The 13,024-nt window shown below is 40.1% G+C and carries 10 protein-coding genes; 4 read left to right on the top strand and 6 right to left on the bottom strand.

What is annotated here, in order from left to right:
• The first annotated feature begins 1 nt into the window (after position 1).
• The 3 genes from H5203_RS13155 to H5203_RS13145 all read left to right on the top strand — a co-directional run bounded on the left by H5203_RS13155 (position 2) and on the right by H5203_RS13145 (position 3,700).
• Complete coding sequence (locus H5203_RS13155) at positions 2-1,546, top strand: serine hydrolase (RefSeq protein ID WP_145234770.1); 1,545 nt, start codon at positions 2-4, stop codon at positions 1,544-1,546.
• 72 nt (positions 1,547-1,618) lie between these two features.
• Positions 1,619-2,542 (top strand): histone deacetylase family protein, encoded by a 924-nt coding sequence (locus H5203_RS13150; protein WP_145234772.1) that lies wholly within the window; start codon positions 1,619-1,621, stop codon positions 2,540-2,542.
• Positions 2,543-2,620: 78 nt separating this feature from the next.
• Positions 2,621-3,700 carry a DKNYY domain-containing protein gene (locus H5203_RS13145; protein WP_182819846.1) on the top strand — a complete coding sequence of 360 codons (1,080 nt, stop codon included), beginning with the start codon at positions 2,621-2,623 and terminating at the stop codon, positions 3,698-3,700.
• 39 nt (positions 3,701-3,739) lie between these two features.
• On the opposite strand, the gene H5203_RS13140 is transcribed toward H5203_RS13145, so the two are convergent.
• From H5203_RS13140 to H5203_RS13130, 3 genes are all read right to left on the bottom strand, one after another.
• Positions 3,740-3,895 carry a hypothetical protein gene (locus H5203_RS13140; RefSeq protein WP_182758363.1) on the bottom strand — a complete coding sequence of 52 codons (156 nt, stop codon included), beginning with the start codon at positions 3,893-3,895 and terminating at the stop codon, positions 3,740-3,742.
• A gap of 235 nt (positions 3,896-4,130) precedes the next feature.
• Entirely contained in the window at positions 4,131-5,108 is a 978-nt protein-coding gene (gene hemB, locus H5203_RS13135; protein ID WP_182819845.1) for a porphobilinogen synthase, read from the bottom strand.
• A 254-nt stretch (positions 5,109-5,362) separates the two neighbouring features.
• On the bottom strand, positions 5,363-5,659 hold the full coding sequence (locus H5203_RS13130; protein WP_145234779.1) for a DUF4144 family protein: 297 nt from the start codon (positions 5,657-5,659) through the stop codon (positions 5,363-5,365).
• A gap of 79 nt (positions 5,660-5,738) precedes the next feature.
• On the opposite strand from H5203_RS13130, the gene H5203_RS13125 reads away from it, so the two are divergent.
• Positions 5,739-8,255: an EAL domain-containing protein gene (locus H5203_RS13125; protein WP_182758361.1), complete on the top strand. Its 2,517-nt coding sequence runs from the start codon at positions 5,739-5,741 to the stop codon at positions 8,253-8,255.
• Here H5203_RS13125 and H5203_RS13120 read toward each other — a convergent pair.
• The 3 genes from H5203_RS13120 to purD form a co-directional block, all read right to left on the bottom strand.
• A complete protein-coding gene (locus tag H5203_RS13120; RefSeq protein WP_145234783.1) occupies positions 8,234-9,043 on the bottom strand; it encodes a DUF2797 domain-containing protein in 810 nt (269 codons plus the stop codon). The two genes, H5203_RS13125 and H5203_RS13120, sit on opposite strands and share 22 nt — an antisense overlap.
• Before the next feature lie 67 nt (positions 9,044-9,110).
• A complete protein-coding gene (locus H5203_RS13115) occupies positions 9,111-11,630 on the bottom strand; it encodes an EAL domain-containing protein (protein ID WP_145234785.1) in 2,520 nt (839 codons plus the stop codon).
• Between the two features lie 98 nt (positions 11,631-11,728).
• Complete coding sequence (gene purD, locus H5203_RS13110) at positions 11,729-13,012, bottom strand: phosphoribosylamine--glycine ligase (RefSeq protein ID WP_182819844.1); 1,284 nt, start codon at positions 13,010-13,012, stop codon at positions 11,729-11,731.
• Between the last annotated feature and the right edge of the window lie 12 nt (positions 13,013-13,024).

Here is a 13,024-nt window from a genome sequence, read left to right as displayed (position 1 = left end):
TATGAAATTAACTAAACTAGCGATTGCGGCCACCTTATTAGCAGGCTGTGCATTTAATAGCTACGCCGATATTGATACCAAGCACATTAATCAAGTGATTGAAAATTCAATGGCGCGCTTTGATGTGCCGGGTATGGCCGTGGCGATTGTTGAAAACGATAAGGTTATTTTTGCTAAAGGCTTTGGTGTTAGTAACTTAGATACAGGTAGTAAGGTGAATAAAGACACCTTATTTGGTATTGCATCAAATACTAAAGCATTTACGGTTGCGGCATTGGCAAAATTAGTTGATGAAGAAAAGCTCAGTTGGGATGACAAGGTAATTGATCACCTTCCTGAATTTCGTTTATACGACCCTTATGTAACCCGCGAAATGACGATCCGTGATTTATTAAGTCACCGTAGTGGTTTAGGGTTAGGCCAAGGGGATTTAATGATTTGGCCTGACACCGATAAATCAATCGAAGAAATTCTCGCAGGCCTTAAATATTTAAAACCAGCTAGTAGCTTTCGCAGCACATACGCTTATAACAACTTGATGTTTGTGACCGCTGGCGAGGTAGTCGCGCGGGTCTCAGGTATGAGCTGGAATGATTATATTGAAAAGAATATTCTCCAGCCTTTGCACATGGATAACTCACGCGCCGGTTTTTCGCGTATTCCAAAAAGTAATAAGAACTGGGCAACGGGTCATATTCCTATGGATGGTCAATTACATCCATTTTTCGTTAATTACTTAGAAGATTTTCGTGGTGCCGGCGCTATTGCATCCAGTGTGAATGATATGAGCCAATGGCTACGTACACAATTAGCCCATGGTAAAATGCCAAATGGCGAGCAGTTGTTTAGTGAAAAACAACAAGAGCAAATGTGGCATCCACATATTACCTCACTGGCGTCAAAAAGCGCTTATGAGGCTTATCATCAGCAATTTAGAGGTTATGGTTTAGGTTGGAGCATTGAAGACTACCACGGTATTAAAAAATTAGGCCATGGTGGTGGTATTTTAGGAATGGTATCGCAGGTGACGTTATTGCCTGAGAAAAACCTCGGGATTGTTATTTTATCTAATCAGCAAGCATTCGGTGCGCTCTCTGCTATTACTCATGAAGTGCTTGAAGACGCCCTTGAACTTGAAGATAAAGATTGGGTAGCAGAGTTGGCTAAAAAGCATTTTGAAGGTAAGCAAAAAGCGTATGCTAATGCTAAACCGGACGCTCCTGCAGACTATCAACCACAGTTACCAAATATTAGCTACACCGGCACTTTGCACGATGATTGGTATGGTGATGTTATTATTGAAGAGCTAGACGGTAAGTTACGTATTGATTTCACGCACACTAAACGTTTAAAAGGGCAGCTTGAGCATTACACGGGCAACACATTTATCGTCAAGTGGGATGAAAAGCTACTCGAAGCTGATGCGTATATTAGCTTTGATATGAGCACTAAAAATCGTGTGAATGAAGCGACAATGCGTGCAGTATCAACAGCGGTGACTGATTTCAGTTTTGATTTTAGAAATCTTCATTTGCAAGCTAAATAGTAAACCAAAGTCGCAAAGCCACCAAAGGGTGGCTTTGTTATAGTTACAGTCGTTAACTCATTTGGAGCATTTATGCGTACTGCGATTATTTCTCATCCTTTTTGCCGTAAACACAAAATGATCGCGGATCATCCAGAGTGTCCTGAGCGCTTAGATGCTATTACCGATCGTCTTTTGGCCAGTGGCTTGGATATTGCCGTGCAGCAAAAGCAAGCGCCTAAAGCATTACGTGAGCATTACTTATTAGCCCATGATGAGGCCCTTGTATCGCTGGTGGAAAACACCCTCCCGGAACAAGGTTTAGTATCACTTGATGGCGACACTTGGTTATGCCCAGAGTCATTTTTGGCAATTGAGCGGGCGGTAGGGGCAGGGCTATTAGCCGTCGATGAAATATTAGCGGATAACCTCGATGCCGCATTTTGCTCCGTACGGCCACCGGGTCATCATGCAAACCGTACAACCTCTGCCGGCTTTTGTGTGTTTAATAACTTAGCAATTTCGGTGAAGTATGCGCAAAGTAAAGGGATTAAGCGCATTGCGATTGTCGATTTTGATGTTCACCACGGTAATGGCACGCAAGACATTTTTATCGATGATGACAATGTGTTGCTTTGCTCATTATTTCAGCATCCTTTTTACCCTAATACCGCCGTTGAAAATAACGATACATTGGTTAATTCACCGTTGCCCATAGCCAGCGATGGCAATGATTTAAAAACGTTGTATAACCAACAGTGGTTACCTAAATTAACAGAGTTTAAGCCAGAATTATTGTTTATCAGCGCAGGGTTTGATGCGCATTTTGAAGATGATATGGCAAGCCTCAAATTTGTTGAGGCTGATTATGCCTGGTTGACACAACAGCTGTGTGACATGGTAAAAAGTACTGGCTGTAAAGGGATTATCTCTTTTTTAGAAGGAGGATATAATTTATCTGCGCTAGGGCGAAGCGCTGTAGAACATATTAGAGTGTTTGCAGAAGCAGAAGAGTAGCTTTATTTTCATTCTACAATTAAGTAAAAATATTGGTTGTTGTATGATACCAATACAACTAATTAAACAAGGAAGATAATGTCTGTAGTAATTAATATCTTAGTCACGTTGGCACTGTGCTTTTGGGGAAGCATGATGATGATGTCGCCGATGATGTTCGGTGCCTCTGGCGCGACGAATAACAAGCAAGCGGTATTAACAGCCTTATTATTTTTAAGCTATCCGGTACCGTTATTTTTGTTGATTGGTTTATTTGGTGGTAGTTATTTTGGCATTAACAGTTACAAGATGGCACTGATAAGTGTCGTTGTTATCGGATTTTTATTTACGATATTTGGCTATACCAGTATGGTTAAGAATCTGCTTCAAGGTGTTGCCAATGGTGGCTACTGTGTGGTCGAACAGCGTGTTTACTATAATGCTAAGTTAATGGAACACGCTGATGCTGAAAGCTTTATCAGTTACAGTCAAGCTGATTTAAATACCTATGATGCTCAACTGTACGCTAAAGATAAACAGCATCTTTACTACAGCGGTCAAGCTGTGAGTGGTGTTAACCTTGAAAACTTGCACGCTAAGATAATTGGCAGTGATCTTTATTGGCTTAACGATACTCAGGTGATTAAAGGCGAGCGTATTGTTGAGGGCGCAGATCCTAGCACTTATTCAGCATATGATTATTATAGTTTTTGGAATATCTCAGGGCATGAGGGAAATCAGGTCATTTACCATCACGATGAACCCATGCATAACATAGATGCGCAGTCATTTGTCCCTATTGATGATAGTTATGGGAAAGACGGGCAACATATCTTTTATCAAGGTCTCGCTATTTTAGCGGATGTTGATATTGATACCGCCAGTTTTTCACGATTAGATGAAAATTTTGCCAGCGATAATCAGCATATTTTTTACTTAAATGGGGAAGATAGCCATATATTGATAGGCGCTGAACCTGTTAATTTTGAGGTGTTTGAGCGCAACTACTACAGAAGTGGTGAGATTGTTTATTACGTTACACAATATGAGTCAGCAAAGCCGATGCCACAGATACATGCAGCCAGCTTTACGGTCACTCAATATGATGAACAAACGAATTCGGATGCTTACGATAAAAATAATTACTATCTTCGTGGTGAGGTTGTTGTAACGCGCTAAGGCGTTGCGATGAACGAGGTAATTTGCTGTTGAAAATGATTAAACAGAAGGAAGTTTATTCATACTCTCGGGTAACTTGCCTACGTTGGTTTGCGTTGCATCAACTTGGTTTATATCGATAAAGTCAAGTTGCCCATTTGCTATGATCTGCTTACCATTACTCAGTTTTAATGGTGTACTTCCTTGATTCTGCAAAGTTGTGGTGATTATTGACTCTTTTTATCGGTTATCTATGAGCAATATTTGTAAAAACACAGCAAACATTACTTATCCTCACTCTATAAAACAAGACAAATTATGATTTACGAGATCAAGTTTTGTTTTTTAATTTTTGCGCATGTAACACGTTAAGATATTTACGTAGGTTTAAACTAAGCCAATATAGGGTTAGCGTGTTCTAAAATGTTACATGCCCTAAAAATTACCACGGTTATTCTTTTAACCACTGTGCAACTTGTTTTGTATAATAACTCACTATTAAATCAGCGCCTGCACGTTTGAAGCCGGTCAGTGTTTCAAATATCACTTTCTTTTCATCAAGGGCACCTGCTAATGCTGCAAATTTAATAGCGGCATACTCACCACCAACTTGGTAGGCAGCTAAAGGTAAGTTTGTTTTCTCTCTCAAGCTGCTAAGGACATCAAGATAGGGCGTGCCTGGTTTCACCATTAGAATATCAGCGCCTTCTTGTTCATCAAGAAGGGCTTCTTGAAGCGCTTGACGAATATTTGCATAATCCATTTGATAGCCTTTGCGATCACCACTTAATTCACAATCAACAGCAGCTCTAAATGGACCATAGAAAGATGAAGCAAATTTAATGGCGTGAGCTAAAATGGCAACATGTTCAAACCCTGCATTGTCAAGGCCTGCTCGAATAGCTTTAACTTGACCATCCATCATCGAAGATGGGGCTAGCATATCGGCACCTGCTTTTGCTGCGCATACACTCTGCTTTACAAGGTTAGCAACAGTTTGGTCGTTACAAACTTGATTATCTTCAACAACGCCACAGTGTCCATGATCTGTATATTCACAAAAACAAATGTCGGGTATTACCATCATCTCGGGGCATGTTTGTTTGATTGTTTTAATCATACGTGCCAGTAAACCATCATCGTGCCATGTATCACTGCCAACACTGTCTTTATGATGCGATATGCCAAAAGGCATAACATACTGAATTCCTAATCTATGCAGCTCAGTAATCTCTTGGGCTAATGCATGTTCAGGAATGCGCTGTATACCAGGCATAGTGGATATTTCTAGACTTTCAGTTAACGACTCTTCGATAAAAATAGGATGGATAAGATCGCCAATATTAAAATCAAATTCGCGTACTAGCTGTCGCATTGCATCACTGTGGCGAAGCCTGCGCATGCGTCTTGATAAATTAGGTGTACTCATTGCTATCTGCCTTACTGAGCTGAGTATAACGAGATGTTTATAATATCATTTTTATCACTGTAAACGATATGCGTTAAATCAATATTAAAGGCGTGTTCATGGTAGTAACCTTTTTCTTTATTTGTAATAAATAAACTGTAAATACTAGGTTACCGATGTAGAAGTCGCTAGTGGGGTTTGCTGTTCTTTATTGTTATCGCTGCCACTACACGCGACTAAACTCATGGATAAAACGGCTGATGCAACTAAACGTGCTATTTTATTCCTAATAGATCAAATGCTTGTGGAGCTGTTAGGCTCGTTATTTTAGTTAAGCAGCAGTGTCCTTCTTGTGCTAAGTGCTGCGTTACTCTGCGAGCTAACTCTATGTTAGTCAGCGGTGTTGCAAGGTTAAATGCTAAATCAAAATATTCGCCTTGTTTATTCAATATCACACAGTGTTGCTGTTGTTCAGCGGTTAAACTGTGTAGATAGTCATTTAAATCTCGTTGTTCATTAATAATTTCTAGCTCGTTGTCACTACATATCAAGTAAGGGAAGTAAGTATGCATGCATTTATTGTCCTGTATCAAATAGCGCGAGCAATATAATAATATAATTATAGTTCGTATTATACTAAGGACGAATATTATGAAACAAACTCGCCACCCTCAACAGGTATCAGATATTTTTTCTAGGAAATTAGTATGTTGTTCCACCGATACCTCTTTAGTTGATGCTGTACGGTTGATGCAGGTTCATAATATAAGCGCAATTTTTGTAAAACGACAGCAAGCAATCGTTGGTATTTGGACAGAAGCCGATTGCATTAAACTAGACTTTACTGACAGCAACCTTAAACATATTGAAATTCAAAGCGTAATGAGCAGTCCGGTATTGAAAATCTCCTGTCAGCAATTATTGTGTGATGCCGCGCTTATTTTTTATCAACACAATGTTCGCCATTTATTAGTTATTGATAACAATGATCTACCATGCGGCGTTATTAGTATCAGTGATATTGTACGTAATCAAGGGCTTGATCACTATTTACAATTTAGACCAATCAAAGAGCAATATCATAAAAATGTGTTAGTGGTACCTAGTTATTTGATGCTCAGTGAAGGCGTTGAAATGATGCGCGAGCGAACCGCCCAAGTTATTTTAGTGTATAACCAGCAGCAAGACGAACATGGCATTATCACCCAGCGAGATTTACTGCATTTGATTGTCGAACCCGATAGTAATGCGTCATGTTGGAGCTTTGCGAGTCGGCCCTTGTATCGGGTAAGCTCAAAAAGCAGTTTATTCGATGCGTATCGATTAATGTCTACCAACAATGTGCGTCATTTAGTGGTCACTGATGATTTGGAGATTAAGGGAGTGCTCGCCATTGAGCATCTTGTTAATGAAATAGAAAGCGCCTATTACAGTGAGCTTGAAAAAGTACTTGAACAACGTGATATAGACCTTCAGCATTCACAGCGTAATTTGTATCTCGCGAATAAAATAATCGATGCCTCGCTAGATGGTATTATGATCACCCAACAAAATGGTGTGATCATGCAGGTTAATCCTGCTTTTACCGCGCTTACCGGCTATCAAGAATATGAAGTGGTCGGCAAACACCCTAGAATTCTAAGCTCCGGAAAGCACGGTAAAAATTTCTACGTAAAAATGTGGCAATCAATTACCCAAACTGGTGTGTGGCAAGGGGAAATATGCAATCGTAAAAAAAATGGTGATTTGTATGTTGAATGGCTAACTATTATTGCTATCCGCGAGCCAAATGATGATGAGCTAGTGTATGCGGCGATTTTTAGCGATATCACTGAACGTAAAACTGCAGAAGACAAAATTGTTCAGTTAGCTTATTTTGATGAGCTAACAGGCTTACCTAATAGACGCTTATTTAATGACAGATTAACCATGGCATTAGCTGCTGCACATCGAAATAACGACATGTTAGCAGTGATGTTTATTGACCTAGATCGGTTTAAAGAAATCAATGATAGCTTAGGGCATAGTGCGGGGGATGAGTTATTAAAAATGGTGGCAATACGGCTGCAAAACGTATTGTGTGAAGGTGATACTTTAGCGCGATTAGGTGGCGACGAATTTGTGGTGCTATGCGAGATTGATGATATTAGCGCAGTGATTAGTTTAGCCGATCAAATTTTAAATAACTTAAACACTCCTTTTCAGCTCGAAGGGCTTGAGGTAGGCGCGACGGCATCAATCGGTGCTGCTGTCTATCCTGATGATGGTCTCGATAGTGAAACTTTACTAAAACACGCTGATATTGCCATGTATCGCTCTAAAGAAGTGGGTAGAAACTCATTTCAGTTATTTAAGCCATCGATGAATGCACGCTCTTTAGAGCGCTTTGCGATGATGAGCCGGTTTCAATATGCGCTCGAAAATGATGAGTTTGAACTGTATTTTCAGCCTAAACAGTGTTTAAGAAGTAAAGCTATCAAAGGTGTTGAAGCACTCTTACGTTGGCAAGATCCCGCGCTTGGCATAATATCGCCTGCACAGTTTATCCCATTGGCGGAAGAACTAGGTCTAATTGTAAAGCTGGATCTCTGGGTGCTCAATAACGCTGGCATGCAATTGGCGTTATGGCAACAACAAGGAATAACGGCTGGTCGGTTGGCAATTAATATCTCAGCTTGCCATCTTAGTCAGGGGAGTTTATCAAGTAGCGTTGAGAAAATGCTCCAGCGCTATAATTTATCGGGAAATTGTCTTGAAATAGAGTTAACAGAAAGTAGTTTTATTAGCTCATTTAGTCAGGCGAAAAGAGAATTGTGGCAACTTAAAAAAATGGGCGTACAGATTGCGCTAGATGATTTTGGTACCGGCTATTCGGCACTGAGTTACCTTACAAAATTACCCATAGATACACTAAAAATAGATGCCAGCTTTATTGCTAAAGTACCCGATGAATACGGTAATAGTGAGATTGTTGCCGCGATAGTGGCAATGGCGAATAGTCTTAATTTAAAAGTTATCGCTGAAGGGGTTGAAAAGCTTGCTCAGTATAGTTACTTATTGGAGCTAGGCTGCGATGTGATCCAAGGCTATTACTATTGCCGCCCGTTAACGCAGCGGCAATGGTTAGAGTTTTATCAGCTGCAAAATCAACCTACGGTGATATCGTAAGAGGTAAATTTACGAATGTTGATAACGCCAGTATCAAAGATCAAGTACTGGCCTTTAATACCGTTTAAAATACCACTCACAACTGGCTCTTTATCAAAATTAAAAGAGCTAATTTTAGTTGGGTAGGCGGTAACAGGGAACTCTAAATCAACCACTTCTTCATCAAGTTGTTCTATCGCAGTAGCACCAAAGAGCTCTGCAAGCTCATTTAGTTTATCGGCAATTTGTGGAATAAGTTCTGCCGCAGCAGCTTTTAAATCAAGGACATCGCTTTGTCCTTTGAGCATATTACGCCAATTGGTTTTATCGGCAATAAATTGTGCTAAGGCAACTTCAACTAATCCAGATTGTAAGCGCGTTTGTACTTTGAATATTGGCAGTGCTTGCGTTGCACCTTGGTCAATCCAGCGGGTTGGAATTTGTGTATGACGGGTGATCCCCACTTTCAGCCCTGACGTGTTCGCAAGATAGACATAATGTGGGATCATACAGTTTTCTTCGCCCCACTGTGGTTCACGGCAAGTACCTTGGTCAAAGTGACATGTTTCAGGTTTCATAATACACATATCGCAGCTAGCAAGCTTACGCATACATACAAAACAATGACCTTGCGAGTAACTTTTTTTGGTTTTTTTACCGCAGCTAGAACATACAATAGCGCCATTAAAAGTCAGTGTAAGCTGCTTGCCAATATAGGCATTAAGATCGACCAACTCATCACCCACAGGCAAATGATACTGAATCGGTTGTGTTAGCGATGATTTTAATTTTTTGATAGTGCCTTGCATCTTTACGCCCCTAAAGATGTGAAAAAGAGGATTCTATCAGTAATCCTTAAACATGTGGCAATTTTACTTAATTCGCTTGTTTATTTTCAGCTAACCACAACAAATAGTCATCCACAGCGATGGCTTTGGAGTAATAGTACCCTTGCCCGTAGTCTGCCTCCATGGCCTTTAAAAGTTGTTGTGTTGTTACATCTTCAACTCCCTCGGCAGTGACTTTTAAACCTAGGCTATGAGCCATTTCTATCGCAGCCTTAACAATTACTCTATTAGCACTGTGAGTAGGGAGACCTATAATAAATGATTTATCTATTTTTAAGGTTGAAAAGTTGTAGCTAACAAAACAATTTAGTGACGAATAGCCAGTACCAAAATCATCTAAAATCACTTCAATACCAAGGCGGGTTAATTGTTCAACTAAGTGAATCATTTGCTGTTGGTTTGCAATTAAAGCTGACTCAGTAAGTTCAAACTTAAGTTGTTTGGCAGGAACATTGTGTTTGAGTAAGGTGTTTTCAATTTTTTCAATTAAATTATGGATCATTAAGTTTTTAGCACTTAAATTAACGCTTACTTTATGCTTAAAAAAACCTGCGTGATTAAACTTAGCGATATCTTGGCAGGCTTGCTCTAGCACCCACAGTGTGAGTTTATTGATAAGACCAGTACGTTCGGCTAATAGGATTAAAGCCTCTATATTGATTTGCTCATAAGGTGCATTAGGCCAGCGCAATAAGGCTTCACTGCCAATCGTTTGGCCGGTGCGTAAATCTATTTGCGGCTGATGATAAATAGTTAACTGGTTCGTTTTTAAGGCATTTTGAAATGCAGCCGCTAAGCTAATGTTCATAGTGACAGGTATTAATTTTGACTGATTATTTGGATAGCTTGTTTGTGGCGCTTCGGTTAGTGAAAAATAGCCATTTTGCAACCATGTATCAAAGCCACTTTCACCGTCGAGAATACAATATCCCATTGCGTAGCTTAATTGTAAATCAAACCCTTGCACCGGATGATGTTTAGGTAAGCTTTTACGAATTTTGGTTAACTTATCATGCAGTGATTGTGCACTTTGAGTTTTAATTGAAATGAATGCCAGCACACCGTTGCTCAAATCGGCTATCCGCGGACAGGTATCTAGATTGCTCTCTAAATTGATAAATTCACGCTCTTTACTCAGTTGCAGCTCAAGAGATTTAGCAATAGCAACAACAAGTTGACTACTTTGAGTTTGATTTAAAATATGACTGAGTGAATGAAAATCAGTAATTCTAATTAAGCATAAGCTTGCTCTGCGCTGCTTGAGTTGTAAACTCATATAGGCTTGTTTTAGCATGGCACTATTTAATAGTTTGGTTTGCTCTGTATGAGTGGCGTGATACAGCGCCTTTTCTCGTTGATAGCGCACTCTATCCGCAAGTGCCATAGCCATTAATACCACCTCACATAGTATTGCAACTAAAAATGCGTGGCGTATAGCAAAGCTATAAGGTAATACGCCAGTTAATTCAAGCGGTTGAATGGCTGCACCAATAATAAGAGGTATCCATGAAACAACATAGAACTTAGCCCATCGGAAGCCACTACGTAATTTTCTGTAAATCATAATAATACAGACGATGTACAACAATACCAACACAGCAAAAAATATCGGTGCAGCAATATTTTCAGCTATGAAAAAACAACTTATACCTAGACAAAACATTAAAAGCATTAAATATATACTGAGTTTATAACGCCAGCATTGCTCTTTATGGTAACGCAAAAACATAGTGCAGAATGCTAAGGTAAATAAAGCAATTGCATAGTTGCTAACAACAATATATTTTTGAAAAAATAGCTGCCAACTTAGTGGCCAAAGATAAAAACCAAAACCAAGTACACCCCCCATTAAAATGATGGCACTAATAATGTAACCAATATAGATTAAGTACACGCGATCTTTAATACCAAAAAACAGCACTAAGTTATAAAGTGCCGCCATAATAAGTACACCCACAAATATTCCCCAAATAGCGGTTTGTGAGCGGGTTAAATCCTGAAACTCTGCTTCGCCATATAAATTGACAGGGGTTTTACTTATGCCGGTTGTATCAACTTTCAGTAGTAGCTTTTGTTTACTCTGCGCAGTAATTGTTAGCCGAATATGCGGCACGCTGTATTGAAAAAGAGAGAGTTCAGATTCCAAATCACCAAGTCGAGTGGTCGTTATAATATTATTGTGACTATCTAGGTGATAGACAGTTAAATGATCAACCATTGGATTATCAAAATGAGCGACAATTTTTTCATTTTGTTGGCTACGATTATCTAGATCTACTAGTAACCAGTAATTACGTGGCGTGAAGTTCCAATCGATATGCTCAAAAGGTTTTGCTGTAAAGCTATTTAGGTTGTCTAAAATCTGCTGAGTATGCAGATTTTTTGTATCATCAATGAGATAACTTTGGGATAAATATATGGGAGTTGTTTTGTCGATTGTATATCTAGTGGGCGTGACTAAATGACTTGCGAAATTAGCAATTACATAGAACAAGAAAAGTAGTATTAAAACGGCAATAAAGCGATAGCGAAGATGGTTATTTTTCAATTGTCAGCGTTCTTTTTTTAGTCCTTGAAATTAGTGTAGCACTAAAAAGCGCAGATAAACTGCGCTTTTATTAAATAGTAACTGGTTATACCAATGCGCTATTTTTCCCGAGCGATAGCGCGATAAGCAATATCTGTACGGTATTCCATACCTTGCCAGCTAATTTCATCAACTAGTTGGTAGGCACGTTGCTGCGCTTCGGTCACTGTGTTACCTAGTGCCGTTGCACATAATACTCGGCCACCGGCAGTCACTACGTTATCGCCGTCTTGCTTAGTACCCGCATGGAAGACTTTTTCGCCTTTTGGGTAGGTTACTTTTAGACCACTGATTGCATCACCTTTTGGGTAGTTATCAGGGTAGCCTTGAGCTGCAAGTACCACACCCACTGCTGCGCGTGAGTCAAACTCAATCGTCGTTTTATCAAGTTCAACACGATTAGCTGCTTCAATCAGTTCAACTAAGTCAGACTGTAAACGAAGCATCATAGGTTGTGTTTCAGGATCACCAAAACGACAGTTGTATTCGATTACTTTAGGGGTCCCAGAGTCATCGATCATCAAACCAGCATAGAGGAAGCCAGTGTAAGGATGGCCTTCGCTTGCCATACCTTCTACTGTTGGGTAGATCACTTCGTTCATAATACGCAGGTGGATTTCATCAGTTACCACCGGCGCTGGTGAGTATGCACCCATACCGCCAGTGTTCGGACCTTGATCGCCATTATAAGCGCGTTTGTGATCTTGGCTGGTAGCAAAAGGTAATACGTTTTTACCATCAACCATCACGATAAATGATGCTTCTTCACCTTCTAAGAACTCTTCGATTACCACGCGGCTGCCAGCGTCACCAAAAGCGTTACCGGCTAGCATATCGCGAATAGCATCTTCAGCCTCAACTTCGGTCATGGCAACAATGACGCCTTTACCTGCGGCAAGACCATCAGCTTTGATTACAATCGGCGCGCCTTTTTCTTTTAAATAAGCAAGCGCAGGGTCGATTTGTTCAAACGTTTGATAATCCGCAGTTGGGATAGCATGACGAGCTAAAAAGTCTTTAGTGAATGACTTAGAGCCTTCTAGTTGCGCAGCGCCTGCTGTTGGGCCAAAGATAGCTAAACCGTGCTCACGGAATTTATCTACCACGCCAAGTACTAATGGTACTTCAGGTCCAACAATGGTTAGCTCAACATTATTGTTTTGTGCAAAGCTAAGTAGGCCATCGAGATCTTCAACGTTAATGGCAACATTCTCAAGCTTGGGTTCAAGCGCTGTACCGGCATTACCTGGTGCAACATAAACAGTGTTTACTTTTGTATTTTGAGCGGCTTTGAACGCAAGTGCGTGTTCGCGGCCGCCGCTGCCAATGACTAATACATTCATGGCGAATATCCT

The sequence above is a fragment of the Pseudoalteromonas sp. SG41-1 genome (assembly GCF_014164575.1).
Classification (GTDB): Bacteria; Pseudomonadota; Gammaproteobacteria; order Enterobacterales; family Alteromonadaceae; genus Pseudoalteromonas; species Pseudoalteromonas rhizosphaerae.
This window is presented reverse-complemented; position numbering and strand designations above follow the sequence as displayed.

What these genes read in the sequence shown, in the direction of transcription:
- H5203_RS13155 (WP_145234770.1), top strand. Translation starts at nt 2, where the DNA reads ATGAAATTAACTAAACTAGCGATTGCGGCCACCTTATTAGCAGGCTGT.
- H5203_RS13150 (WP_145234772.1), top strand. Translation starts at nt 1,619, where the DNA reads ATGCGTACTGCGATTATTTCTCATCCTTTTTGCCGTAAACACAAAATG.
- H5203_RS13145 (WP_182819846.1), top strand. Translation starts at nt 2,621, where the DNA reads ATGTCTGTAGTAATTAATATCTTAGTCACGTTGGCACTGTGCTTTTGG.
- hemB (WP_182819845.1), bottom strand. Translation starts at nt 5,108, where the DNA reads ATGAGTACACCTAATTTATCAAGACGCATGCGCAGGCTTCGCCACAGT.
- H5203_RS13130 (WP_145234779.1), bottom strand. Translation starts at nt 5,659, where the DNA reads ATGCATACTTACTTCCCTTACTTGATATGTAGTGACAACGAGCTAGAA.
- H5203_RS13125 (WP_182758361.1), top strand. Translation starts at nt 5,739, where the DNA reads ATGAAACAAACTCGCCACCCTCAACAGGTATCAGATATTTTTTCTAGG.
- H5203_RS13120 (WP_145234783.1), bottom strand. Translation starts at nt 9,043, where the DNA reads ATGCAAGGCACTATCAAAAAATTAAAATCATCGCTAACACAACCGATT.
- purD (WP_182819844.1), bottom strand. Translation starts at nt 13,012, where the DNA reads ATGAATGTATTAGTCATTGGCAGCGGCGGCCGCGAACACGCACTTGCG.